Here is a 23,267-nt window from a genome sequence, read left to right on the forward strand (position 1 = left end):
CGAGCGGAGGCGTTTCGCCCCCGGGGCACGCCGGGAGGCGGCGGCCGTCGGGGTTCCGTCCGAACGGGTCCAGCCGGCGCAGCCGCGGACACGGGAACAGGACCAGCCCGAGCCACTTGGCCCGACTCCTGCGTGGGTTCAGGAGGTGCGTGGGTTCAGGACGGAGGCCGGAACTGGGGCCCGTAGGTGCCGGATCCGTCCGGCAGCGGCAGTTCCATCAGCTGCACGGCCGGGGACTCCAGCGCGCGCATGGCGCGCACCGCGGCGTCCAGGCTGGCAGGCCCGCCGCCCGCCCAGGCGCTGTCCAAGGAGCCCAGGACGGTGGCGTAGGTGCTGTCGAAGACGTCCAGCAGCTGTCCCACCTGCGGCGACGGGTCGGGCCAGCCCCCGGTGGGCACCTCGGCCATGGGCCGGGCATCGGGAAAGGGGACGGCTTCGCCGGTGAACCCCCAGGCGTCGCCGCTCTGCACCAGCCGCCGTCCGTGGTAGATCTCGGCAAACGCGTAGTAGTGCGCGAGGTGGTCGTCCTGGGAGGCGTCCTCCGGGGAGGCAGAAGTCCCCTCGCCCTGCTCCCTGACGGTCTCGATCGACTGTGCCACCGCGTCGAGGTCCGCGATCGGCACCAGGTCGTCGGCGCCGATCCGCACCGCGAGCTGACCGTCCGTCGACAGTCCGGGCGCCACGTTCTGGAAGGCGTCCTGCAGTCCGCCGTAGAAGGCGCCGATCGTCAGCCCGACGTCGCGGGCAAGTGGTGTTTCGGGGGCTTCGATCGCCATCATGACGTCGTGCACCAGGGACGGGGTCAGGCCCGACAGACGGACCGTGACCCCCGGCCGCACGCCGCCGGGCAGCGGGCCGGGGTAGACCGGCGCCGCGTCCCTGATCCGCGGGCGGCCACCGACGGCGACGAGCAGGTTGCAGACGACGCCCAGGTGGTACATCTCGTCGTCCACGATGCGCCGGATCAGCTGGGCGGCCTCGCTGTCCCGGTCCTTCACCGACCACCAACCGCACAGGTACGGCGGCAGGGTGGACAGCTCCAGCTCCACGGCGACCTGCAGCGCGTCCTGGATCCAGCCCAGGTCGCGATCGCGCTCGGCAACAGACAGCAGGCTCGCGACCGCCCCTCCCCCGCCGCCCGCGAACGGACTTCCGTCCGCAGGCACGTTCGCCCGCGCCGGACGCGCCAACGTCACCGAGGCGGCCGCCGCAGCGGCCGCGAGCAGAGTCCTACGACCCAAGCCCTTCCGCCCCTGCCCGTCGCAACCCATGCCGCTGTCTGCCACGGATACCTCCACCACGCCTCTCCCGGCACCCGTCCTTCCGGCTGCCGACCGCGTCCCCCAGCCGTTCGGGGACCGCACCCCGAAGCTAACAGCCACTTCCGTGCCCACCCGCGCATCCGGCCCTCTCCCGCCGTTCCGCCACCCGATCGGGGCAACCCATGGCCTGACGGTACGACGCACTCCGCGTCCAAGGCGCCGAGCCACCGCCGCAGACGCCTCGTCGACCCGGGCCGAGCCCGGCCGCCCGAGCGGCGGCGCGGACGATGCGCGGTTACCGTGAGGCTGCGTGCATGGCCGAGCAGGGATCACCCGGGCACGGTGGGGGAGCCAGAAGCAGACGTGTGCGACGACATGCGGGAGTACGGCCTTGAGCACTGCTGGCACCGGCGCATCATCGCGGTACCTGGTCCTCGCAGCGATGATCTTCGCTGTCGCGATGACCTTCATCGACCAGACCATCGTGTCGATCGCGGTCCCCGAGATCCAGCGCGAACTCGGCCTGACCGCGACCGGCGTGCAGTGGGCGGTCAACGCCTACCTGCTGACGCTGGCCGCCTTCTTCGCCTTCGGCGGCAGGCTGGCCGACACCGTCGGGCACCGCAAGATGGTCGTACTCGGTGTCCTGCTCTTTGCCGGCGCCTCGGCCTGCTGCGGGTTCACGCCCAAGGGCGACTTCGCGGAGGCCTGGCTCATCACCTTCCGGGCCGTTCAGGGACTCGGCGGAGCGATCATGTTCCCCGCGGCACTCGCCATCGTGGTCCAGAGTTTCGCCCTGCGGGAACGCGGCCGGGCGCTGGCGCTGTTCTTCGGCATCGCCGGCGGCCTGACGGCCATCGGACCGGTCCTGGGCGGTTACCTGACCCAGTGGACCTGGCGTGCCATCTTCTGGGTCAACCTGCCGGTGGCGGCGATCGCACTGATCCTCATCGCGGTCTCCAGACCGGAGACCGAAAGCCGGCCCGCCCGAATGGACTACCGCGGCCTGGCCCTGATCGTCAGCGGGGTCGGCTTGAGCGTGTTCGGCTTCCAGCAGTCCCAGACGTGGGGCTGGTCGAACCCCGCGATCGGCCTGTGCATCGCCCTGGGCATCCTGCTCCTGGTCGCCTTCGTGCTCGTCGAGAAGCGCACCGCATCGCCGCTCATCCAAGTGGACATCTTCCGGATCCGGGCCTTCGCCGCGCAGAACCTCGTGCTCGGCATCTCCATGCTCGTCTTCGTCCCGGTGTTCTTCTTCTCCAGTGAGTACGCGCAGATCGCCCTGGGCGACTCCTCCTCGGAAGCCGGAATCTTCCTGCTCTACTTCTTCATCGGGTTCGTGATCGCCTCCCAGCTGGGCGGCCGCATGCTCGACCGCATCGGCGCGAAACGGCCGGTGGTCCTCGGCTGCGTCCTGGCCGCCGTCGGGTTCTACCTGTGGGCCCGCGACGCGACCACGCTCAGCTTCAGCTCGCAGCAGTGGGACGTGGTCCTGGCCGGCGCCGGGATGGGCTTCATGCTCAGCCCCGCGAGCACCGATGCGGTCAACCGGGCCTCACGACTGTCCTACGGCGAGGCGACCGGCATCACCCAGACGGTCCGCAACTACGCGGCCAGCCTGGGGCTGGCGATCCTCGGCACCGTTCTCGTCACCGAGCTGCGCTCCCAGGTCACCGGATCCCTGATCGCCCAGGGCGTGCCCTCGGCGCAGGCGGCCTCACAGGCGGCGCACCTCTCCCAGCTCCAGTCCAGTGGCACGTCGAGCACCGCGGCGATCCCGCACTTCTTCCGCGTCGACTTCGCGCACGCGACGCAGACCGTCCTGTACTGGATGGCCGCCATCATGGCGGTGGCCGCAGTCGCCGCGATCGCGGGCCTTAGACCGGGGCTCCAGGCCGACAGCGTGGCCGAGGAACGCCCGGAGACGGCAACCGAGCAAGATCACACCCGGTGAGCCGGCGCCCGTTCAGATCCTCGCACGCGTCAGTCTCAGGGAGTCCTGGGGCCGTGTTCGGATCAGCGGGCGACCGAGATAGCGAAGGGCGTGAGCCCGCTGGACCGGATCACGTGGGGGACGAACAGGATCGCGGCCTCTGTTGCGCGGGCGGTCTGGATTCCGCCGAGATCGGTGATCCACTCTGTGCGCCAGCCGAGGCCGGTGAGCAGTTCGCGGACGGTCTGCTTGGCCTGCGGGTCCTCGCCGGAGAGGAAAGCGGTCGGCGGCTGGGTGAGCGTGTCCGGAGCGGTCATCACCGGGAAGAGCATGGTGTTGAGTGTCTTGACGACGCTGGTTTCGGGGAGCGCCTCTTGGAGCTGTTCGGCAAGGCTGGAGCCGGGGTAGAGCAGGTCGGCGGGCAGTCCGTCCGGTCCGTCGGTGGTGGCGTTGGAGACGTCGACGAGGATCTTGCCCCGCAGTTCCGCGCGCAGGGCGGCGAGACGCTCCAGTGAGCCGGCGCCCGGGGTGGCGTTGATGACGATCCGGGCTGCCCGGGCAGCGTCGGCGCCGGCGCCCGGCGTGCGGTCCGCCACGGTCACCTGATGCCCTGCCCGGGCAAGGGCGGCGGCCAGGTTGCCGCCGACGCGGCCGTTTCCGAGTACGGCGATGTCGTTCACGTGGATTCGTTCCTCTTGGTGGGTTCTCGTTTGGGGTCAGCGCGAGAGCGTCGATGCGGCTTCGGCGTGGACGCCGGGTGCGGCGGCCAGGAAGCTGCCGCTCTGCGGGGTCCAGGGGCGGCCCTGGGCATCGGAGATCCGCCCGGCGGCCTCGGTGACGAGCAGCGCGCCGGGGAGCAGGTCCGCCCGAGCGCCGGCGAACTGCCAGAAGGCGTCGATCCGGCCGGCGGCCACGTTCAGCAGGTGCAGCGTTGCGGGCACGGCGGTGCGCACGACGAGCGCGTCGAAGAGCATCGCGGTGATCGAGGACCCGACGCGTCGCACGACCTTCTCGTCCTCGTCCGGCCGGGCCTGGCTGGTGGCCACGATGCTCAGGGAGAGGTCCGTGGTCCGGGAGACGCGCAGCGGGCGGCCGTCGAGGTGGGCGCCTGCGCCGGTGAGCGCGGTGTAGGTCTCGCCGGCCAGCGGGAGGTGCACCACGGTGAGGACCGGCTGGTTGTCGCGCACGAGGGTGGCGGTGACCGCCCATTCCGGCAGGGCGTGCAGGTGGTTGACGTTGCCTTCGGCCGGATCCACGACCCACCATTCGCCGGGCGGCAGCGCGCCGCCGTCGAGCTCGTCCTCCACCCATCCGGCCTGCGGGCGCAGTTCCGTGAGAGCCGGGCGCAGGATGTCAAGGGCGGTGTCGTCGTTGGCGGCGAGCGCGCGCATCAGCTCGTCGCGGGTCTGGTAGCGGACCACGTCGCCGAAGCGCTCGCACAGCGCCGAACCGGCAGCGCGCACGGCGATCGCGGTCCGGTCGAGGAGGTCGGCGTCCAAGGCGGCGACGTCGGCGGTGGTCCGAAGCGTTTCGGACATGGCGAACTCCCTTGTGAAATAAGAGGTGATGAGGCCGTTCGGGCCGAACTGTGCGCTCTGTTCAGCGCTCTGGTCTCGAAGGTATACAGCCCATGGATTAACTTCAAATGCATGTAAGACACGACTAGGATTACTCGCATGCAATTGGATTTGAACCTGCTCGCCGCGCTCGATGCGCTGCTGGAGGAGGGCAGTGTGGCCGGGGCGGCCGCGCGCCTGCATGTCACCGCTCCCGCGATGAGTCGGAGTCTGGGCCGGATCCGGCGTACGACCGGGGATCAGATCCTGGTGCGCACCGGCCGCTCGATGACCCCGACGCCGTACGCGATCGCCGTCCGGGAACAGGTCCACCAGCTGCTGCACCAGGTTCAGGGGGTGCTGGCACCGAGCCGTGAACTCGATCTGGCGACGTTGGAGCGCACCTTCACACTCCGTTGGCATGACTCCCTGGTCGCCGTGAGCGGTCCTGCACTGCTCTCGGCCGTGCGTACCCAGGCGCCAGGCGTGCAGTTGCGCTTCGTGGCGGAATCGAGCATCGACACCCCCGAGTTGAGGCGCGGCGAAGTGGACCTGGAGGCGAACGCCAATCGCCCGGGCGCACCGGACATCCATGCCGAGAACGTGGGCGGGACCCGCCTCGTCGTCGTGGTGAGACAGGGGCACCCCCTCACCCGCGTCAGGACCGTCACGGCGAAGCTGTACGCCGCCGCTGAGCACGTGACCGTCTCGCGACGCGGAAACCTCAGCAACGCACTCGACGACGCCCTGGCGCAGCTCGGCCTCACTCGCCGCGTGGTGGCGACCGTGCCCACGGAAGCCGCCGCGCTGGAGTTCGCGCGTGGCTCCGATCTCCTGGTCTGCGTCCCTGAGGCCACCACGCGGTCGGTGGTGGCCGACCTCGGCCTGGTCGTGCTCCCCCTCCCGCTCGAACTGCCCTCCGCACCGGTATTCCTGTCCTGGCATCAGCGCTACGACACCGACCACGCCCACGCCTGGCTGCGCGGGCTGGCTCGAACCGCGCTGGCCCTGGGCGCAGGGCCGTCGTAGTCGGTGGGCCCAGCTCGCCCGGCCGCCTCCAGGCCGGTGAGCAGGTTGAGCAAGCCGGCAGGGGCGTTGCTCAGATCCTCACTGAGCCCGTGGGCCCCGGGGTGGTCACGTGGTGTGCCGGCGTGAGAACCCCGGGACCGTCGTGAGGAGGACCCCGAAGACTGGAGCGCCGCCATTCGAGTGGGCCACGGGTCCCGAGGAAAGCCACGGGGAACGTCTGAACTTATGAACCAGCGAACCCACATCAAGACGACGGTCCCCAACGGACTCGTCGACGACGCAAAGGCGATCTTGCAAAGCCTGACGGGGAGGGAGCCAAGCTGGACGCTTCGGATCGACTCACAGACAACCTTCGTCGGGACCGAAGTGCCTGGGGACCAAACCGTGGACGTGGAGGAGATCCTCTCCGGGATCGACACGGACATCGAGTTCGTCGTGCAGCTCACCCAGTAGCAAGCAAGCCCTGCGACTCAAAGTGGGGGTCCGGCGCCATCTGCATCCGAACCAGTCTCGTTCGCCGACGGCAGGGCGGTGGATAGCCCTGCGGCCGGTGTGGTGCGGGCGAACGTTGTGCTTGGTCCAGGCGCTACGGAACTCCTCGCAGACCAGGGCGGTGCCGAGCGTCATGGCGCAGATCGTCCACGATGGACTGATCTCCCGTTAGGCAGGGTCCGTATGGCGGACCGACTCGGATACCTCGTCCGGTCCCGGCGCGCGGAGGAGCAGGAAGGAGGTGTGGCGCCGCAGCGTGAAGCCGATGGACTCGTAGAGCCGGATGGCGCCTGTGTTGGTGGCGGCCGCGTGCAGGAACGGGGTCTCCCCGCGTTCCCTGATGCCGGCGGCAACGGCGCGCACCAGGCGGGTTGCCAGGCCCTGGCCGCGGTGGCCGGGGTCGGTGCACACCGCGCTGATCTCGGTCCAGCCGGGCGGATGCAGCCGTTCTCCCGCCATCGCGATCAGACGGCCGTCCCGGCGGATGCCCAGGTAGGTGCCCAGCTCGACAGTGCGGGGCAGAAACGGCCCGGGTCGGGTCAGACCGACGAGATCGAGCATGTCCGGCACGTCGTCAGGACCGAGGCGGATCGCCTCCGGAGCCGGTTCCGCGCGCAGCGCGGTGTCGACGAGCTGGACGCCCTGGCCCGACTCCACGATCTGCCAGCCCTCAGGTGGTGCGGTGATGGCTCCGTTGACGGGGGTCACGTTGCCGGGCCCGACCAGCGCGGCGAGGTCGTGCCACGCGCGGGGGTCGTCCGGGTCGGCGAGCGCGGTGAACGGGGAGATGTCGACGGGGTAGCGGGCCGCGTGGCCGAGGCGCTCGGCGAGGTGGGCGTGCGGGCCGGTGAGCGCGGCCCAGGCGGGGTTGTCGAGTGGGTGAGGCGGCGGGCCGAGGCGATCTGGCGACTGCGGCGAGTGGACGCGGGTGGACATGGTGGTGCGGGTCTCCCTCACGCAAGGGGGCAAGGGGCGGACCCCGGAGGTACCGGGGTCCGCCTGTCGGAGGCGTCGGCGCGCAGATGGACGCGGGTAGTCAGGCGTTGGTGAGCGGCAGACCGGGCGGGTTGATCTGCGAGGTGGGGACGGCCTCGTTGGAGAGGTTCCAGGCGGTCAGCCACGTGGCGTACTGACCGTTCTTGATGAGGTAGTTGATGGCATCGGCGATCGGCTTGACCAACCCGCTGTCCTTCTTGGTGGTCGCGGCGATCAGCCCTTGAAGCGTCGCGCCGGCGCCGGAGTAGGTGCCGGCGTTGCGGGTCGGGTTGGGGGTCTTGGCATCCTGGGCGATCTGGTAGGCGATGCCGGGGTTGGGGCCGAAATAGGCGTCGATCTTGCCGCCGACCAGGGCCAGGTGCGTGGCGTTGTCGTCGGGGAAGTACTTGATCGTGAGCTGCTTGCCGGCGGCCTTCAGCTTGGCCTGCCACTCCAGCAGGATCTTCTCCTGGTTGGTGCCGGCGCCGACCGCGACGGTCCTGCCCGCGAGAGCGGTGTAGTCGCCGTCGAAGTTCCAGGTGCTGCTCTTGGTGACCTCGAAGGCGAGGTTGTCCTCGCGGTAGGAGGCGAAGTCGTACTTCTTCTTTCGCTCCTCGGTGTCGGTGATGTTGGAGAAGCCGACGTCGGTGCGGCCGCTGTCGATGCCGACGAAGAGGTTGTCCCAGGTGGAGTTCTGCACGACGGGCTTGAGGCCGAGGACGGCGGCGACCAGACGGCCGAAGTCGGGCTCCGATCCGGTGAGCGTCTGCTGGTCGCTGCCGACGAACGCGAGCGGCGGGAATCCGGCGGGCAGCGCCCCGACGCCGATGACCAGTTGGCCGCTCTTGGCCACGGAGGCCGGCAGTTCGGCGTGGAGGGAGGCGACCTCGGCGACCTTGATGTCCGTCTTCGTGCCCGCTCCGTTGGCGAGGGCAGCGACCGTGACCGCGCCGGTCGACGCGTTGTCCGCGGAGGTGGCGGCAGCGGATGAGGCGGCGCTGCCGCAGGCGGCGAGGCCCACGCTCAGCGCGGTGGCGGCGGTTCCTGCGGACAGGCTGCGGAGGACTCTGCTGGTGTGGGTGCTGGGCATGACGGTTCCTTGCTTGCTCGGTGGCCGGTGCTGGGGATGCACGGGTCGGGGTGGCGGTCGGTGGCTCGGTTCAGAGGACCCTGCTCAGGAACTCCCTGGTGCGGGGATGCTGCGGGTGGTCCAACACCTCGCTCGGCGTGCCCTGTTCGAGGATCCGGCCGCCGTCCATGAAGACGACGCGGTCAGCGACCTCGCGGGCGAAGCCGATCTCGTGGGTGACGATGACGAGGGTGGTGCCGCCGGCGGCCAGGTCCTTGATGACGGCGAGCACTTCGCCGACCAGTTCGGGGTCGAGCGCCGAGGTGGGCTCGTCGAAGAGGATGACGCCCGGCCGCAGCGCGAGCGCCCGGGCGATCGCAACCCGCTGCTGCTGTCCGCCGGACAGCTGCCGCGGATAGGCGTTGGCCTTCTCGCCCAGGCCCACTCGGCCGAGCAGGGTGCGTGCCAGCTGCTGCGCGTCGGGCTTGCGCAGTTGACCGGTCGCGACGGGGGCGGCGGCGACGTTGTCCAGGACGGTGAGGTGCGGGAAGAGGTTGAAGTTCTGGAAGACGAAGCCGATCCGACCGCGTTGGGCCAGGATCTGGCGCTCGCTCAGTTCACGCAGCCGACCGCGGTGCCAACGGACGCCGATGGGTTCGCCGCCCAGGCTGACGTGGCCGAGCTGCGGCTGCTCCAGGTGGTTGATCACGCGGAGGAGGGTGGACTTCCCGGACCCTGAGGGGCCGATGATGGCCGTCACCTCGCCCGGGGACACGGTGAGGTCGATTCCGTCGAGGACCCGGTGGCCTCCGTACCACTTGTGGACGCCGCGGACCTCGACCGCGACGGCTGCGGTGTCCGCGTCCAGGGGGATGTCCAACTCGGGCTTCAGGATGCTCATGACGCGGTCTCCTTCCGGATACGGGCGATCAGGGCGGTCAGCGTGGTGCGCAGGCGCTGCAGCGGGGTCGGTGGCAGGGTCCGCAGGGCGCCGCGCGCGTAGTGGCGTTCGACGTAGAACTGGACCACCGAGATGACGCTGGTGAGAATCACGTACCAGACGGTGGCGACCAGCAGCAGCGGCACGATGTCGCCCGGGTAGGTGCTGCCCATGCTCTGCACCGAGCCGAACAGGTCCAGCAGTGAGACGTAGAAGACCAGCGAGGTGCTCTTGACCAGGCCGATCAGCTGGTTGACGTAGGAGGGGACGATGGCGCGCAGCGCCTGCGGGAAGACGATCCGGGTGAACTGGTAGCGCCGGGGCAGGCCGAGGGCGGCGGCGGCCTCGTGCTGGCCCTGGTCGACGGAGAGGATGCCGGCGCGCACCACCTCGGCGGCGTAGGCGGCCTCGTTGAGGCTCAGCCCGACGACGGCGATCACCATGTCGGTGGCCAGCTTCGACTCGTCGACGTGCCAGAAGGCCGGCCCGAAGGGCACGCCGAGGCTCAACGTGCGGTACAGGGCACTGAAGTTGTAGAGGAAGAGCAGCACCACGATCAGCGGCACCGAGCGGAACAGCCAGACGTAGACCCAGCTGGTGGCGCGCAGCACCGGGCTGCGCGAGAGCCGCGCCAGCGCGAGCACGACGCCGCCCGCGAGGCCCAGCACGGCGCTGTAGGCCGCGACCTCCAAGGTGATGGCGAGCCCGTCGGTGATGACCGGTCGGGCGAACCAGTACTGGAAGCGGTCCCACTGGTAGAAGGGATTGGTCGCCAGCCCGTGGACGACCTGGGCGAGAAGCACCAGCGCCACCGCGCTGGCGATCCATCGGCCCGGACGGCGCAACGGGATCACCCGCTGCGTGGACGGTGCGTCCGCGGCGTGCGTGGCCGCGGCCTGCGCCGCGGCGAGTCGTCCGGGTGGATCAGCGTCACGGCGAGGAGCCGTGTCCGGGGGAACGGCAGGGGCAAGCGAGTCGCTCATGTGTGAACTCCGGCCAGGGCGGGGGGCGGTGCCCGTGCCGACGGGCACCGCCACAGCGGCGGAAGGATGCCGTACCGGGGCGCGCCGGGGCACGCCGCACCGGGGGCGGGCGGCAGGGATGCACGCGGTGCAGGGCACGCGTGGAGGTACGTCCCGGCCGGACGGGCCGGGAAAGCTGTCAGCTCTGACGGGGAGAGCAGTCAGCGCCCGTACACAGGGCGCTGTTGACCCTCAGCAGGTCGACGGCGCGGTTCAGGAACGCGGCAGCGCGACCGCGGTGGCGGCTTGCGGCCGTCCCCGGAGCTGCGTGCATCGCCGTCACCCTTGCCGTTCCGCCCCGAGGGGCATCGCGCTTACCGACACTTCGGTCCGGTCCTCACCTGGGGCACCCCGCCGCGTGGGGAGGGTTGCCGGTCAGCAAGCCAGGGCTTGTCACTGACACTCATGACCGTGCTGGTCGGCAAAGCTAGATCGCTGATCCGGCGGATGTCAACGTCGGGCCGAGGCGTGAGATCGGGCTCCGGTCAGGGAGCGTCAAAACCGTTCGGTCAAGCGCTCGTTGAGAAGGGTCGGCGCACGGTCGGGGCCGCCGCCCGAGTGATCGTTGGCTTTTCAACGGGATTGTGTCGGACGGCGCTGTCGGGTTACGGTGCAAACCAATCGACCGGGACGGAGGTGACGAGAGTGCGACAGGCCCGAGTGCCCCTCGCTGCCGTCACCGTGAAGGCCCGCTGCCGCGTCACGACCACGTTCGCGCGGCTCCACATCGATCTCCAGCGCGTGACCACCGCGCTGTGTCCGGCCTTCTAGGACGCCTCGTGCCGGCGCGCGCCGCCGCGCCACGCTCGGCCGCCTGAACCACGCCTGCTCACCACCCGACCGCGTCCCCTCGCGCGCAAGCCGCCGGTCGCGGCGTCGGTGCGTGATGCCGTGCGCGTCTTCGGCGACCACACCCCGTCGGACCACACCCCCTTTCGAACCGGAAGCGGCCCTCCCATGCCCCAGCACCCCCTGCGCGAAAACCCTTCCCACCTGCACCTGGCCGTCGCCCTGGACGGCGCGGGCTGGCATCCCGCCGCGTGGCGCGAGCACGACGCCCGGCCCGACGAGCTGTTCACCGCCCGCTACTGGGCCGACCTGGTCGCGGAGGCCGAACGCGGCCTGCTGGACTTCGTGACGTTCGAGGACTCCCTCAGCCTCCAGTCCGCCCACCCTTTCGAACCGGACGAGCGGACCGACCAGGTGCGCGGCCGGCTCGACGCGGTCCTGACCGCCGCCAGGGTCGCACCGCTGACCCACCGCATCGGGCTCGTGCCGACCGCGGTCGTCACCCACACCGAGCCGTTCCACCTCTCCAAGGCGATCGCCACCCTCGACCACGTGAGCAACGGCCGGGCCGGCATCCGGGTGAAGGTCTCCGGACGGGCCGACGAGGCCGCGCACTTCGGGCGGCGCCAGGCGCCCCGGCTCGGTGCGGAGGACTTCGACTCGGCGTCAGGACAGGCGGTGCTGCAGGAGCTCTTCGGCGAAGCGGAGGAGTACGTCGAGGTCCTGCGCAGACTCTGGGACAGCTGGGAGGACGACGCGGAGATCCGCGACGTCGCCACCGGCCGGTTCATCGACCGCGCCAAACTGCACTACATCGACTTCGAAGGCAGTCGTTTCAGCGTGCGCGGGCCGTCCATCACACCGCGGCCGCCCCAGGGCCAGCCGGTCGTCGCCGCGCTCGCCCACCGCGACGAGCCCTACCGACTGATCGGACGCTCGGCCGATCTGGGCTTCGTCACCCCGCGCGACACCGGGCACGCGCGGCAGATCGTCAGCGAGATCCGCGAGGCGCAGGCAGCTGCGGGTCGCGCGGACGAAACCGTGCACGTCTTCGGCGATCTGGTGGTCTTCCTCGACGAGGACCCGGGGGCGGCGGCCGAGTGCAAGGCGCGGCTGGACCGGAAGGCCGGCGCCACCCACACCAGCGACGCGGGCGTCTTCACCGGCACCCCGGCGGAGCTCGCCGACCTGCTCCAGGAATGGCAGCAGGCCGGGCTCTCCGGCTTCCGCCTGCGGCCCGGCGCCCTCCCCTACGACCTGGAGCAGATCACCCGCGGCCTGGTGCCCGAGCTCCAGCGACGCGGGATCTTCCGCGCCTCCTACGAGGCGTCCACGCTGCGCGGGCTGCTCGGCCTCCCCCGCCCCGCCAACCGCTACGCCGCAGCCGCCGCTGCGGCACTCGTCTGAGCCGGAAGGACCGCACGCGCCATGAGCAAGCCCGTCAAGCAGATCCACCTCGCCGCGCACTTCCCCGGCGTCAACAACACCACCGTCTGGAGCGACCCGGCCGCCGGCAGCCACATCGACTTCAGCTCCTTCGTCCACCTCGCGCAGACCGCCGAGCGGGCCAAGTTCGACTTCCTCTTCCTGGCCGAGGGCCTGCGACTGCGCGAGCAGAACGGCGAGATCTACGACCTCGACGTGGTGGGACGGCCAGACACCTTCACCGTGCTGGCCGCGCTCGCCGCCGTCACCGACCGGCTCGGTCTCGCCGGGACCATCAACTCGACCTTCAACGAACCCTACGAGGTGGCACGGCAGTTCGCCTCGCTCGACCACCTCTCCGCCGGACGGGCCGCCTGGAACGTGGTCACCTCCTGGGACGCCTTCACCGGCGAGAACTTCCGCCGCGGCGGCTTCCTGGCCCAGGAGGACCGCTACCAGCGCGCCCGCCAGTTCCTCACCGCGGCCTGGGAGCTCTTCGACTCCTGGCGCGGCGACGAGATCGTCGCCGACAAGGAGAACGGCGTCTTCCTGCGCGATCCGAACCCGGGCCGGTTCGACCACCACGTCAGCGAGTTCGACATCTCCGGCCGGTTCGACGTCCCGCGCAGCCCGCAGGGACGTCCGGTGATCTTCCAGGCCGGCGACTCCGAAGCCGGACGCGAATTCGCCGCCTCCGCCGCCGACGCCATCTTCACCCGCCACGGCACCCTGGAAGCGGGCCGCGCCTTCTACGCCGACGTCAAGGGACGCCTCTCCCGCTACGGCCGCTCCCACGACGAGTTGAAGATCCTCCCCGGGGTCACCTTCGTCCTCGGCGACACCGACGCCGACGCCCAGGAGAAGGCGCAGCTGATCCGCCGTCAGCAGGTCAGCGGCCAGACCGCGATCCGGCGGCTGGAACAGGTGTGGAACCGCGACCTGAGCGCCTACGACCCCGACGGGCGGCTGCCTGAGGTGGACCCGCTCGTCGGCGAGCACACCGTGGCCCGCGGCTGGGCGTCGGTGCGGATGCACCGCGACCCAGTGGCCGTCGCCGCCGAATGGCGTGCCCTCGCCGAGGCCGGGAACCTGTCGATCCGCGAGCTCGTCATCGAGACGACCGGCCGCCAGACCTTCGTCGGCACCCCGGACCAGGTCGCCGAGAAGCTGAACGAGTTCGTGCAGACCGACGCCGCCGACGGATTCATCCTCGCCCCGCACCTGACCCCCGGCGGCCTCGACGAGTTCGCCGACACCGTCGTCCCGCTGCTCCAGGAGCGGGGTGTGTTCCGCTCCGAGTACGAGGGCGAGACACTGCGCGACCACCTGGGCCTGGCCCCCGTCCGCCGGGCGGCGGTGGCCTCGTGAGATTCCTCGCGATCACCTTGATCGTGCACGCGCCCGACCCCGTCACAGGTGTGCAGAAGTCGACGCAGGAGCGCTTCCAGGAGGTCGTGGACAGCGCGCTGTTCGCCGAGGAGCTGGGCTTCGACGGCTTCGGCGTGGGTGAGCGCCACGAGCGGCCGTTCATCTCCTCCTCGCCGCCGGTGGTGCTGAGCCACATCGCCGCCCTCACGCACCGGATCCGGCTGTTCACGGCGGTGACGACGCTGAGCCTGCTCGACCCGGTGCGTGCCTACGAGGACTACGCCACCCTCGACCACCTCTCGCAGGGCCGTCTGGAACTCATCATCGGCAAGGGCAACGGCACCGCCCAGCGCCAACTGTTCCACGTCACCCCCGAGGACCAGTGGGACCGCAACGCCGAGTCGTACGAGCTGTTCCGGCGCCTCTGGCGCCAGGACAAGGTGACCTGCACGCCCCGGTTCCGCCCCGGACTGACCGACGCCGAGGTATGGCCCCGGCCCTTCCAGCAGCCCGTCCGGGTCTGGCACGGCAGCGCGACCAGCCGCGAGTCGGTCGACCTGGCCGCCCGCTACGGCGACCCGCTGTTCTCCGCCAACGTCACCAACCCGGTCGAGCCCTACGCCGAGCTCGTGCGCCACTACCGCGAGCGGTGGCGGCACTACGGCCACGACCCTGCCCTGGCCGTGGTCGGCGCGGGGACGGCCGGCTACTACGCGGCGCGCACCTCGCAGGAGGCACTGGCCGCCTACCGGCCCGTCTTCGAAGGCCGGTTGGCCTTCCAGAGGCGGCTGGGCCTGGAGCCCGTCTTCCCGACCCTGGAGGACTTCGTCGAGCGCAGCTCCGCGCTGATCGGCAGCCCGCAACAAGTGATCGAGAAGGTGCACCGCTACCACGAGCAGCTCGGCCACAGCGTGCTGCACCTGCACGCCGACGCCGACGGCCTCACCCGCGCCCGGCACCGCGACAGCCTGGAGCTGTTCCAGTCCGACATCGCCCCCACGCTGCGCCGGGAGATCCCGGATCCGCCGTGGCCATGGAGCCCGGTCACCGACACGCCCGCGACCGACGCGCCCGTCCCCGCCGCCACGGCGCCCTGACCCCACGAAGGATCGATCCACCATGGCCAACACCCCGCTCACAGTCCTGGACCTCGTCCCGATCTCCTCGGGCTCCGACGCGGCCCAGGCCCTGCGTAACAGCGTCGACCTCGCCCAGCACGCCGAGGACCTCGGCTACGCGCGCTACTGGTTCGCCGAGCACCACCTCAACCCAGGCGTCGCGGGCACCTCGCCCGCCGTCGTGCTCGCACTCACCGCCGCCGCGACCTCGACCATCCGGCTCGGAGCCGGAGCCGTCCAGTTGGGCCACCGCACCGCCCTGTCCACCGTCGAGGAGTTCGGGCTGCTCGACGCGCTGCACCCGGGCCGGTTCGACCTTGGCCTCGGCCGCTCCCCGGGCCGGTCCGCGCCGACCACCGCGCGCCGGCCCGCCCTGGTCGGCGCGACGCCCGTCGTCGACGGCCACACCCCGAACGGCCTGCGGATCCCCGCCCGCTTCTCCTTCGACCACCTGCTGCGCCACCCGCGCCTGGCCCTGCACCAGCGACTGCTCCAGCTGCCAGGCGCGGAATCGCAGCCCTACGACGAGCAGATCGCCGACATCCTCGCCCTGCTCGCCGGCACCTACGCCACGCCGGACGGCGCCCGGGCGCACGTCGTACCCGGCGAGGGCGCCGACCTCCAGGTATGGATCCTGGGCAGCAGCGCCGGGATCAGCGCCGAGGTCGCGGGCGCGCACGGCTTGCGCTTCGCCGCGAACTACCACGTCAGCCCGGCCACCGTGCTGGAGGCCGCGGAGAGCTACCGCGCCGCGTTCAAGCCCTCCGCCGAACTCGACCGCCCGTACGTCAGCGTCTCCGCCGACGTCGTGGTCGCCGAGGACGAGGCCACCGCCCGTGAACTGGCCACCGGCTACGGCCTGTGGGTGCGCAGCATCCGCAGCGGCGACGGCGCGATCGCCTTCCCGACCCCGGACGAGGCCCGCGCCCACGTCTGGACCGAACAGGACCGGGCGCTGGTGGCGGACCGCACCGAGACCCAGTTCGTCGGCTCGCCGCGCCAGGTCGCCGACCAGTTGGAGACGCTGCGCGACGCGACCGGCGCGCACGAGCTGATCATCACGACCATCACCCACCGGCACGAGGACCGGCTCCACTCCTACGAGCTGCTCGCCGAGGAGTGGGAGAACCGATGACCGCGGCCCCACCGGAGCTGAGGCCCCTCGGACAGCGGGAGTTGCGGCGCGCCTTCGGCGCGTTCCCCACCGGGGTCACCGCCCTCGCCGCACTCGGAGACGACGGCACGCCAGTCGGGCTGGCCGCCAGCTCGTTCACCTCCGTCTCGCTCGACCCGCCGCTGGTCTCCGTCTGCGTCGCCCACACCTCGACCACCTGGCCGCTGCTGCGCGACCGCGCCCGCCTCGGGGTCAGCGTGCTCGGCGCCCACCAGGCGGAGGCCTGCCGCCGGCTCGCCGCCCGTGGCGGCAACCGGTTCGCGGGCCTCGACTGGACCGCCACCACGGACGGGGCGGTGCTGATCGACGGCGCGAGTGCCCGGTTCGACTGCAGCGTCGAACGCCTCGTCCGGGCCGGCGACCACGACATCGTGCTGCTCCGCGTCCACGAACTCGACGCCGACCACGCGATCGCGCCCCTGGTCTTCCACGCCAGCCGCTTCCACCGGCTCGCCACCCCTGACAACCCGACGGAGACTCCCACATGACAGCACAACAGACCGAGGCCGACGCGTTCACCCGCGAGTGGCAGCAGTGGCACACCCAGAGGGAAAGCGCTCTGACGGACCCGCACGGCTTCCTCGCCGTCACCAGCCTGCGCTGGCTCGACACCGAACCCTCCCGTTACCCCGACGCGCCCGGCTCCTGGTCCACCGGCAGCGACGGCGTCAGCGTCCACCTGGGCGCGGGCGAGGAGCTCGTCGTCGACGGCGCCGTCGTGCGCGGACACCACCGTTTCGGCGTCATCCCGGAGCGGGCGAGCGTGTTCGCCGGCGTGGGCGGCGCCGTGATCGAGATCGCCAAGCGCGGCGGCCACGACATCCTGCGCCCGCGCCACCCCGACCACGCGCTCCGCGTCGACCACGTCCCCACCCCGGCCTACGCGCCGGACCGGCGCTGGGTGCTCGCCGGCAGCTACCTGCCCTTCGACACGCCGCGCCCGGTGACCGTCGGCGCGTCCGTCGAGGGCCTGGAGCACGTCTACGACGCCCCCGGAGAGATCGAGTTCGAGACAAGCGACGGCTCGACCTACCGCCTCACCGCCTTCGAGGGCAGCGGGCCGGGGAGTCTGCTGGTGCTCTTCACCGACGCCACGTCCGGCGTGACCACCTACGCCGCCAACCGCTCCCTCTCCGTTTCGGCCCCGGACGAGCACGGCCGGGTCGTCCTCGACTTCAACCGCGCCACCAACCTGCCCTGCGCCTACACCGACCTGGCCACCTGCCCGCTGCCTCCCGCCGAGAACCGCCTCCCGCTCGCGGTCGAGGCCGGAGAGAAGATCCCACACGAGCGCACCTGAGCCACGCGCAAGACGGACGGGCCGGTGTCCGGGCTCCGATGGGAGTCCGGACACCAGCCCTCTTCTCGCGCGGGCCGACGCAAGGAGTGACCGCGGGTCTCCAGGATGCGGCGAAGATCGGCGCGGTGTCGACGGAGTACTACCGCCGCTGAACAGAGGCGACGCTTGGTGCGGTGCTACGACCACCCCTGAGCGGCCGTCGACGACCATCAAGGATCAACGGGTCCGACTCGGCCTCCCCGGCGCGATTCCCGTCCGCCGGCTGGCGACTACGATCACGCTCTGACTATCTCCGGGAGGGGTGAACGGGACCGTGAAGGCATCCGGATACGTGGCAGTCGCGGTTGGCGGCGTCGCACTGCTGGCTCTGCTCGGCTGGGGTGCGAAGTCCTTCCTGGACGCGACGTGGGGACTCCCGGACAACCATGTCGCGGCAACCGATTCGCGGATCTGCCCGCAGACCACAGGCAACAACGTCTCCCTCCCCGACGCGACCGCCCACTTCGACCTCGTGGTCCCCCCTTCAGCGACCCACCTCGTCTTCACCGCCTCCGCCGGCGGCATGCAGGGTGAGATGGACCTCTCACTGCGATTCACCACGACCCCTGCCGGCCTTGCCTCGTTCCTCAAAGCCGCCGGACTCTCCCGACCGAGCGTCACCGCCAAGATGTCCGTGGGCGACTGGATCCCCTTTGGACCCGGGGAAGCCGTCCAGCCCGCGTCGGGCCCGTGCGGCCTGACCCCTCCGGTCAACCCCACCATCCAATACACCGGGGACGGCCCTGGCAGCGCCATGGAGAAGAGCCCGCGAGCCGTGGCTGTCGACAGCACGACCGATCCGGACCACCCCGTCGTGTGGGTCGACGGGGTGGACCTCTGACAAGCGTCCTGCGCCGCCTCGACGAGGGCTGGGGTCTCCGGATCAGGGAGTCAGCATTCGGATTGGAACAGATGGCGATGCATGGGACTCCCCACATGGCCGATACAGGCCGAGCCCAGCGCGCCAGCCGCACTGTGGGCCCCTGGCCGCTCCAGATTACGCAGGTCAGAGATGGTGCGAACCTGCCAGTGGGGCCGCTGGCTCCCGTCGGGGAGCCCCGCCCTCACTGCCGCAGTTCCCGCCACCCAGGCCCAGTAAGGCCCAGTAGGCACCCCACGCGCCGGGGCTGCCCTTCAGGCGTGTCGACTGTCCGTACGTCGGCGGACCTGGAAGCGATGCAGCCAGGCGGATCGATGTCCAGGAGCCCCGGCCTTGCCGCCCGGTGCGACAGCCTTCTCCCGAGCGGCCTGGCCGGCGGCCCGCCCTTGGACCCGGGCCGCCCTGGCACGGGCTTCGGCTGCCTCGGCACGAGCCTGCGCGGCCTGCTCCTTCGCTTCCTTGTGCTGCTCGGCGACCCTGTCGCGCTCGCGCAGGGCGACCGCCGCCTGCTTGCGCGACTCCCGCACGTCGGCCCGTGCCAGTCGTCCGAGACGTGACCTGCGGCGTGCGCCCGCGACCAGCATGCCGAGCCCGAGGACAGCCAGTGCACCAACGACGATGCCGAACAGGAACAGCTTGCTGCCGGAGCCGGTCAGTTGGTAGCCGAAGACCGAGAAGCCGCCTCCCAGGCCGTGCGCCGAACCGGTGTTGCTCACCGCTCCGGCGACCCCGACGGCGACTGCGGCCATCAGGATGACGAGACCGACCAGGATCATGATGCCTCCCGCTTTCCCTGGACGAGGGCCGGGGGCGTCCTTCCCCGTGCCGGTGGGCGTCTGCCCGGCCTCCCGGCCGCCATGCGTGCCGAGAGCGACGAGCGCTCACCAGGACCGGGGGCGGTCGTGGATGACACCCCGTCACAGCCCTGGCCCAGCCAAGGTTCTCGAGTTCACCGGGCGGACGCAGGCGCAGGTCAGCGGCCGCGCTCCCACGAGACTCTAGGATGTCGCCGCGAGCAGGCTCTTCCGGCCGGCCCGTGCACCGGAGAGGAGCTTCGATGTCCCATCGGCCTGCCGTTCACCTGGCCATCCCGGTCGACGACTTGCCCGCCGCCCGCCGCTTCTACGGGCAGGTGCTGGGCCTGCCCGAGGGACGCAGCACCGACCACTGGGTGGACTGGGACCTCGAGGGTCACCAACTGGTGACCCACCTGGTGACGACCGCGCCGCAGCCGGTCGGCAGCAGCCAGGTCGAACGCCACACGGTGCCGATCCCGCACTTCGGTCTGCTCCTGACCGACGAGCGCTTCCACGAGTACGCCCAGCGGCTGCGCACCGCCGGGGTGCGCTTCGACATCGAGCCGTACCTCCGCTTTGCCAAAGAGCCCGCCGAGCAGTGGACCATGTTCTTCCGGGACCCCGCCGGCAACGCCCTGGAGTTCAAGTCCTTCCGCGACGAGTCGATGGTGTTCGCCCGATGAGGGGCGTACTGGTGACCGGCGGCTCGCGCGGCATCGGCCCGCGCCGTCGCGCTGGCTTTCGCCCGCGGCGGCGACCGGGTCGCGGTGCAGTACGCGGGCGGCCGCGCGGACGCCGAGGAGACGTTGCGCCAGTTGCCGGGCGAGGGGCATGCGCTGATCCAGGCCGACTTGGGCGAGCCCGGCGCGGCCGAGCAGGTGGTGGCCGACGCGATCGCCGCGCTGGGCACAGTGGACGTGCTGGTGAACAACGCAGCCGCGGCACCCACAGCGGAGAATCGGCACCCGATCGCGCAGACCCCGCTGGCCGACTGGCAGCGGATCTGGCGACGCATGGTCGACGTCAACCTGCTCGGTGCGGCCGATCTGTGCTGGGCCGTGGCGAACCATCTCGTCGGCCGCGGCGTCGGCGGTGCGATCGTGAACGTCGGCTCACGCGGCGCGTTCCGGGGCGAGCCCGATTTCCCCGCCTACGGCTCGACAAAGGCCGCACTGCACTCGCTCGGCCAGTCCCTGGCGGTGGCGCTGGCTCCGCACGGCATCGCGGTCACCTCCGTCGCTCCCGGGTTCGTCGCAACGGAGCGGCAGGCGGCGAAGCTGTCCGGTCCCGAGGGCGAACGCCTGCGGGCGGAAAGCCCGTTCGGCAGGGTCGGCACCCCGGAGGAGATCGCCGCCACCGTGCACTTCCTGGCCTCGCCCGCCGCGGTCTGGGCCTCCGGAACCGTCGTCGACCTCAACGGCGCCTCCTACCTGCGGACGTGATCCGTCGGGCGGGCCGAACCGGACGCCGGCGACGGCACGCCCCCTACAGGGTGGGGTCGTGCGGCAGCGGAACGGCGCGCACCTGCGTGCCCGCTGACGGTCCGGGATCGAGCGGAACAGGCAGATCTGCCCCGTGTCGACGGTCATGCAATTCCCCACCAACGGCGCCAGCTTCCCCGCCCACACGTTCGAACACCACGTCTCAGGTCCCGGGGACCCATTCCACGGGAGGGGGCATGCGACTGTAGTGGGGCCCCCTGGTGCCGTACTGGGCGAGGTGCAGGATTTCGCCGCCGACCTGGAGTTCGGCCGGCGGAGGGTTGGGAACGGAGATCCGCGGGTGACGCCGGCCGTCGACAACAGGGCGCCTGCCGGAAAGTGTTTCGTGCCGCGCTGGATGTCGAGACCACTCTCGCCGCGCGCGGTCTCCTGCGTCACGTTGGCCACCAGGCACCAGCCCAGCAGCCCGTCCGGCGTCTCTTCTTCGGTACGTTCCGTGTCTGCCACACCGAGAATCCTCAGGCACGACACGGGACGTGAACCAGCGCTTATCAGCTGATCCGACCGGAGTCCCAATGGCCCGCGCGCTTCGCCCCACCCCGGCAGCCTCGGTCTTGACCAACACGATCCACGACGCGCACGACGGCGGCGATCCCCGCCCCGATGACAACTCCCCGTTCACGGCCGTCCCCCGGGCTTTCACGGGGTGGCTGCTCGGAAGGCCGGAGCCCGACGGGAACGACGCGGCCACCGGACGACGCTTCTACCACCCCGCGGACCCCGGGGTCCCCTTGAACGGCCCCTGGATCCGCGAGGTGATCCAGCCCCCGTAGAACTGGCCGGGTTGCGGCCGCACGGGTTCCCCGTCCACCGTGCACTGGTCCACCCGCTCCGGGTAGAAGGCCACAGCGCCGGTCAGCGCCCGGAAGTCCGGTGACGGCGAGGGGTAGCTCCAGGCTGCCCTTCGGCTGACCCGGGCCCCGACGCGCACGTCCCAGTAGACGGCTCGGCCCTTCCACTCGCACCACGACTGTCCCGCGCCGCGGTGCAGGATGCCCGCGACGATGTCTGCCGCGGGCACGTAGTAGACGGGCGGATGGCTGGTCTCGAGGACCCGGATCGTGCGGGTCGAGTCGGCGATGACGGCACCGCCGAACACCACGGTCACCCGGCTGCGGCTGGGAACCAGCACGGGCGGGCGGGGATAGTCCCACACGCATTCGATGCCGAGGTCGTCGAAGTCCACGCCGGGCGTCCTACAGGCGGGGCACGGACCGCGCCGGGGCCGACAGGGCGTGCGCCGGCCGCGCGGGCGCGGCCTGCTCAGGGTGACGGGCGCGCCAGTACGGGTTGTCGTGGGGCAGTTTCATGCTGACGCGCCCGTACATGCCGAACGTGGCGACGATCAGGCCCATGGCGAAGCTGAACAGCACGTTGACCATGCGGAACGCCAGGAGGTTCGCGCTGCTCTGCAGGAGTCCGAGGTTAACGAAGCCGCTGAGCACGAACAGGCCGCCGACCACGATGTTGATCGTCGACGCCGTGTTGCCGCCGACCACGGCGCCGGCGATCAGGACTGCCGCGAACACCAGCGAGACCACGCTGAGCAGGCCGTTGCTGGACAGTCCTGCCACGCGTTCGCCCTCGGTGCCGAAGAACGCCAGACCGTTCGCCAGGCCCAGGCATCCGAAGACCAGCAGCACGACACCGCACACCCCGGCCCCGTACCGGTAGACCTGCGCGAGCCGGTGGTCCACCGGCAGTTCGTCCTTGAGCTTCATCGCGTCCTCCGCATCAGTGGGACCGCTCTGAGGATCTACGCTCGGGGACGGTCCCCGTACGGGCGATGCGCATCGCTTTCGCAGCGACCCGTACCGGGCAGCGGGTGGGTCACGGACCGACGACGGCACCTCCCTCGTGCGGGAGCACGTGGGGGGCGCTCGGCAGATGTCCGGCGTGTCGCGCTGGGTCCGGCGGAACGGGACGGCGGCTCTCAGCGCACGGGGCGGCGTCCGCCCGCGCGAAGACGCAGGACCCCGACGGCACCTGCGACCACGAACAGTGCGACTCCGATGACCAGGAGGTACACCAGGCCCTTGGCGACAGCCCCGACGATGCCGAGCGCAATCGCGGCGATGACGAGCAGCAGCATCCAGACCATCTCCGTGTCTCCTTCGTAAGGCGCTTCGTATGGCGCTTGACGGCCGAGGGGACCCGGCGTATCCGACCTCTTTCAAGCCGCATGTGCCCCGGAACGCGGGCGACATGCGTGACGTGTCGATCGTCGCCGTCGCACGGCCGCTCCTGACCGAGTCCGAAGGTGTCGCGCATACCGCGCCCCCGGCGGGGCACGCGCTGCGTACCGCATCCACAGCGACGGAGGTCGAGATGAGCATGGGTGACAAGGCCGCGAACACCGGTGACAAGCTCAAGGGCAAGGCCAAGGAGGCCGCCGGTTCCGCGGTGGGCAACGAGCGTCTGAAGGCCGAGGGCAAGGCCGACCAGGCCGCCGCCGATGTCAAGCAGGCCGGCGAAAAGGTCAAGGACGCAGCCAAGGACGCTTTCAAGCGCTGATCCCCGGGAGCGCCGGCGGGGGGCGGTGCGGCCATGGCCGCACCGCCCCCCGCTTTGACCGAGGGCTACGCCCCGGGCGACTG

At 71.0% G+C, this 23,267-nt stretch carries 24 protein-coding genes and 1 riboswitch; of the genes, 13 read left to right on the plus strand and 11 right to left on the minus strand.

Annotation, left to right across the window (positions count from 1 at the left end; genetic code table 11):
• Positions 1-155: 155 nt before the first annotated feature.
• Positions 156-1,241 carry a ferritin-like domain-containing protein gene (locus TR49_RS12585; RefSeq protein WP_236653339.1) on the minus strand — a complete coding sequence of 362 codons (1,086 nt, stop codon included), beginning with the start codon at positions 1,239-1,241 and terminating at the stop codon, positions 156-158.
• Positions 1,242-1,704: 463 nt separating this feature from the next.
• On the opposite strand from TR49_RS12585, the gene TR49_RS12590 reads away from it, so the two are divergent.
• Positions 1,705-3,216, plus strand: coding sequence for an MFS transporter (locus TR49_RS12590; RefSeq protein ID WP_084724836.1), 1,512 nt, complete (start codon positions 1,705-1,707; stop codon positions 3,214-3,216).
• A gap of 62 nt (positions 3,217-3,278) precedes the next feature.
• Here the strand turns inward: TR49_RS12590 and TR49_RS12595 are convergent, their stop codons facing one another.
• Together TR49_RS12595 and TR49_RS12600 are read right to left on the minus strand one after the other, a co-directional pair.
• Positions 3,279-3,875, minus strand: a complete 597-nt coding sequence (locus tag TR49_RS12595; protein ID WP_042381012.1) for an NADPH-dependent F420 reductase — start codon at positions 3,873-3,875, stop codon at positions 3,279-3,281.
• Between the two features lie 36 nt (positions 3,876-3,911).
• Complete coding sequence (locus TR49_RS12600) at positions 3,912-4,733, minus strand: inositol monophosphatase family protein (protein ID WP_042381013.1); 822 nt, start codon at positions 4,731-4,733, stop codon at positions 3,912-3,914.
• 138 nt (positions 4,734-4,871) lie between these two features.
• Between TR49_RS12600 and TR49_RS12605 the strand changes: the two genes are divergently transcribed.
• Complete coding sequence (locus TR49_RS12605) at positions 4,872-5,780, plus strand: LysR family transcriptional regulator (protein ID WP_042381014.1); 909 nt, start codon at positions 4,872-4,874, stop codon at positions 5,778-5,780.
• 225 nt (positions 5,781-6,005) lie between these two features.
• The gene (locus TR49_RS43775; protein ID WP_042381015.1) at positions 6,006-6,233 is read left to right on the plus strand and encodes a hypothetical protein; all 228 of its coding nucleotides are present in this window, start codon (positions 6,006-6,008) and stop codon (positions 6,231-6,233) included.
• A gap of 207 nt (positions 6,234-6,440) precedes the next feature.
• Here TR49_RS43775 and TR49_RS12615 read toward each other — a convergent pair whose 3' ends face one another.
• The 4 genes from TR49_RS12615 to TR49_RS12630 all read right to left on the minus strand — a co-directional run bounded on the left by TR49_RS12615 (position 6,441) and on the right by TR49_RS12630 (position 10,239).
• Entirely contained in the window at positions 6,441-7,208 is a 768-nt protein-coding gene (locus tag TR49_RS12615) for a GNAT family N-acetyltransferase (RefSeq protein WP_042381017.1), read from the minus strand.
• 100 nt (positions 7,209-7,308) lie between these two features.
• Positions 7,309-8,337 carry an ABC transporter substrate-binding protein gene (locus tag TR49_RS12620; RefSeq protein ID WP_042381018.1) on the minus strand — a complete coding sequence of 343 codons (1,029 nt, stop codon included), beginning with the start codon at positions 8,335-8,337 and terminating at the stop codon, positions 7,309-7,311.
• Positions 8,338-8,407: 70 nt separating this feature from the next.
• Positions 8,408-9,217, minus strand: a complete 810-nt coding sequence (locus tag TR49_RS12625; protein ID WP_042381019.1) for an amino acid ABC transporter ATP-binding protein — start codon at positions 9,215-9,217, stop codon at positions 8,408-8,410.
• Positions 9,214-10,239: an amino acid ABC transporter permease gene (locus TR49_RS12630; RefSeq protein WP_042381021.1), complete on the minus strand. Its 1,026-nt coding sequence runs from the start codon at positions 10,237-10,239 to the stop codon at positions 9,214-9,216. Before TR49_RS12630 ends, TR49_RS12625 begins: the two co-directional genes overlap by 4 nt.
• A gap of 344 nt (positions 10,240-10,583) precedes the next feature.
• Positions 10,584-10,689: riboswitch (SAM riboswitch) on the minus strand.
• Between the two features lie 546 nt (positions 10,690-11,235).
• On the opposite strand from TR49_RS12630, the gene TR49_RS12635 reads away from it, so the two are divergent.
• The 7 genes from TR49_RS12635 (at position 11,236) to TR49_RS12665 (ending at position 18,332) form a co-directional block, all read left to right on the plus strand.
• On the plus strand, positions 11,236-12,474 hold the full coding sequence (locus TR49_RS12635) for an LLM class flavin-dependent oxidoreductase (protein WP_042381022.1): 1,239 nt from the start codon (positions 11,236-11,238) through the stop codon (positions 12,472-12,474).
• Between the two features lie 21 nt (positions 12,475-12,495).
• A complete protein-coding gene (locus TR49_RS12640) occupies positions 12,496-13,860 on the plus strand; it encodes an NtaA/DmoA family FMN-dependent monooxygenase (protein ID WP_042381024.1) in 1,365 nt (454 codons plus the stop codon).
• Positions 13,857-14,957, plus strand: coding sequence for an LLM class flavin-dependent oxidoreductase (locus TR49_RS12645; RefSeq protein WP_042381026.1), 1,101 nt, complete (start codon positions 13,857-13,859; stop codon positions 14,955-14,957). Before TR49_RS12640 ends, TR49_RS12645 begins: the two co-directional genes overlap by 4 nt.
• 22 nt (positions 14,958-14,979) lie before the next feature.
• Positions 14,980-16,113 carry an LLM class flavin-dependent oxidoreductase gene (locus TR49_RS12650; RefSeq protein ID WP_042381029.1) on the plus strand — a complete coding sequence of 378 codons (1,134 nt, stop codon included), beginning with the start codon at positions 14,980-14,982 and terminating at the stop codon, positions 16,111-16,113.
• Positions 16,110-16,640 (plus strand): flavin reductase family protein, encoded by a 531-nt coding sequence (locus tag TR49_RS12655; RefSeq protein WP_042381030.1) that lies wholly within the window; start codon positions 16,110-16,112, stop codon positions 16,638-16,640. The genes TR49_RS12650 and TR49_RS12655 overlap by 4 nt, the downstream gene beginning before the upstream one ends.
• On the plus strand, positions 16,637-17,452 hold the full coding sequence (locus TR49_RS12660) for a DUF1684 domain-containing protein (RefSeq protein ID WP_042381031.1): 816 nt from the start codon (positions 16,637-16,639) through the stop codon (positions 17,450-17,452). Before TR49_RS12655 ends, TR49_RS12660 begins: the two co-directional genes overlap by 4 nt.
• Positions 17,453-17,783: 331 nt before the next feature.
• On the plus strand, positions 17,784-18,332 hold the full coding sequence (locus TR49_RS12665) for a hypothetical protein (RefSeq protein WP_152627223.1): 549 nt from the start codon (positions 17,784-17,786) through the stop codon (positions 18,330-18,332).
• Positions 18,333-18,625: 293 nt separating this feature from the next.
• On the opposite strand, the gene TR49_RS39920 is transcribed toward TR49_RS12665, so the two are convergent.
• On the minus strand, positions 18,626-19,147 hold the full coding sequence (locus tag TR49_RS39920) for a hypothetical protein (RefSeq protein WP_052434243.1): 522 nt from the start codon (positions 19,145-19,147) through the stop codon (positions 18,626-18,628).
• Between the two features lie 281 nt (positions 19,148-19,428).
• Here TR49_RS39920 and TR49_RS12675 point away from each other — a divergent pair, with 281 nt between their 5' ends.
• Together TR49_RS12675 and TR49_RS12680 are read left to right on the plus strand one after the other, a co-directional pair.
• On the plus strand, positions 19,429-19,851 hold the full coding sequence (locus tag TR49_RS12675; RefSeq protein ID WP_042381035.1) for a VOC family protein: 423 nt from the start codon (positions 19,429-19,431) through the stop codon (positions 19,849-19,851).
• Between the two features lie 84 nt (positions 19,852-19,935).
• Positions 19,936-20,610 carry an SDR family NAD(P)-dependent oxidoreductase gene (locus TR49_RS12680; protein ID WP_369405308.1) on the plus strand — a complete coding sequence of 225 codons (675 nt, stop codon included), beginning with the start codon at positions 19,936-19,938 and terminating at the stop codon, positions 20,608-20,610.
• Positions 20,611-21,373: 763 nt separating this feature from the next.
• Here TR49_RS12680 and TR49_RS12685 read toward each other — a convergent pair.
• The 3 genes from TR49_RS12685 to TR49_RS44480 form a co-directional block, all read right to left on the minus strand.
• Positions 21,374-21,856 carry a DUF427 domain-containing protein gene (locus TR49_RS12685; protein ID WP_042381037.1) on the minus strand — a complete coding sequence of 161 codons (483 nt, stop codon included), beginning with the start codon at positions 21,854-21,856 and terminating at the stop codon, positions 21,374-21,376.
• Positions 21,857-21,866: 10 nt separating this feature from the next.
• Positions 21,867-22,391, minus strand: a complete 525-nt coding sequence (locus TR49_RS12690) for a DUF4383 domain-containing protein (protein ID WP_042381039.1) — start codon at positions 22,389-22,391, stop codon at positions 21,867-21,869.
• Positions 22,392-22,603: 212 nt separating this feature from the next.
• Positions 22,604-22,771, minus strand: coding sequence for a hypothetical protein (locus tag TR49_RS44480; protein WP_169789979.1), 168 nt, complete (start codon positions 22,769-22,771; stop codon positions 22,604-22,606).
• A 227-nt stretch (positions 22,772-22,998) separates the two neighbouring features.
• Here TR49_RS44480 and TR49_RS12695 point away from each other — a divergent pair, with 227 nt between their 5' ends.
• Complete coding sequence (locus TR49_RS12695) at positions 22,999-23,184, plus strand: CsbD family protein (RefSeq protein WP_042381244.1); 186 nt, start codon at positions 22,999-23,001, stop codon at positions 23,182-23,184.
• Positions 23,185-23,267: the final 83 nt, after the last annotated feature.

The sequence above is a fragment of the Streptacidiphilus melanogenes genome, assembly GCF_000787835.1.
GTDB classification, from domain to species: domain Bacteria; phylum Actinomycetota; class Actinomycetes; order Streptomycetales; family Streptomycetaceae; genus Streptacidiphilus; species Streptacidiphilus melanogenes.

Coding starts and splice junctions, on each gene's coding strand:
- TR49_RS12695 (WP_042381244.1), top strand. CDS start 22,999: ATGAGCATGGGTGACAAGGCCGCGAACACCGGTGACAAGCTCAAGGGC.
- TR49_RS12620 (WP_042381018.1), bottom strand. CDS start 8,337: ATGCCCAGCACCCACACCAGCAGAGTCCTCCGCAGCCTGTCCGCAGGA.
- TR49_RS12635 (WP_042381022.1), top strand. CDS start 11,236: ATGCCCCAGCACCCCCTGCGCGAAAACCCTTCCCACCTGCACCTGGCC.
- TR49_RS12605 (WP_042381014.1), top strand. CDS start 4,872: ATGCAATTGGATTTGAACCTGCTCGCCGCGCTCGATGCGCTGCTGGAG.
- TR49_RS12660 (WP_042381031.1), top strand. CDS start 16,637: ATGACAGCACAACAGACCGAGGCCGACGCGTTCACCCGCGAGTGGCAG.
- TR49_RS12615 (WP_042381017.1), bottom strand. CDS start 7,208: ATGTCCACCCGCGTCCACTCGCCGCAGTCGCCAGATCGCCTCGGCCCG.
- TR49_RS12650 (WP_042381029.1), top strand. CDS start 14,980: ATGGCCAACACCCCGCTCACAGTCCTGGACCTCGTCCCGATCTCCTCG.
- TR49_RS12600 (WP_042381013.1), bottom strand. CDS start 4,733: ATGTCCGAAACGCTTCGGACCACCGCCGACGTCGCCGCCTTGGACGCC.
- TR49_RS12590 (WP_084724836.1), top strand. CDS start 1,705: ATGATCTTCGCTGTCGCGATGACCTTCATCGACCAGACCATCGTGTCG.
- TR49_RS12655 (WP_042381030.1), top strand. CDS start 16,110: ATGACCGCGGCCCCACCGGAGCTGAGGCCCCTCGGACAGCGGGAGTTG.
- TR49_RS44480 (WP_169789979.1), bottom strand. CDS start 22,771: ATGGTCTGGATGCTGCTGCTCGTCATCGCCGCGATTGCGCTCGGCATC.
- TR49_RS12640 (WP_042381024.1), top strand. CDS start 12,496: ATGAGCAAGCCCGTCAAGCAGATCCACCTCGCCGCGCACTTCCCCGGC.
- TR49_RS39920 (WP_052434243.1), bottom strand. CDS start 19,147: ATGATCCTGGTCGGTCTCGTCATCCTGATGGCCGCAGTCGCCGTCGGG.
- TR49_RS12625 (WP_042381019.1), bottom strand. CDS start 9,217: ATGAGCATCCTGAAGCCCGAGTTGGACATCCCCCTGGACGCGGACACC.
- TR49_RS12630 (WP_042381021.1), bottom strand. CDS start 10,239: ATGAGCGACTCGCTTGCCCCTGCCGTTCCCCCGGACACGGCTCCTCGC.
- TR49_RS43775 (WP_042381015.1), top strand. CDS start 6,006: ATGAACCAGCGAACCCACATCAAGACGACGGTCCCCAACGGACTCGTC.
- TR49_RS12690 (WP_042381039.1), bottom strand. CDS start 22,391: ATGAAGCTCAAGGACGAACTGCCGGTGGACCACCGGCTCGCGCAGGTC.
- TR49_RS12675 (WP_042381035.1), top strand. CDS start 19,429: ATGTCCCATCGGCCTGCCGTTCACCTGGCCATCCCGGTCGACGACTTG.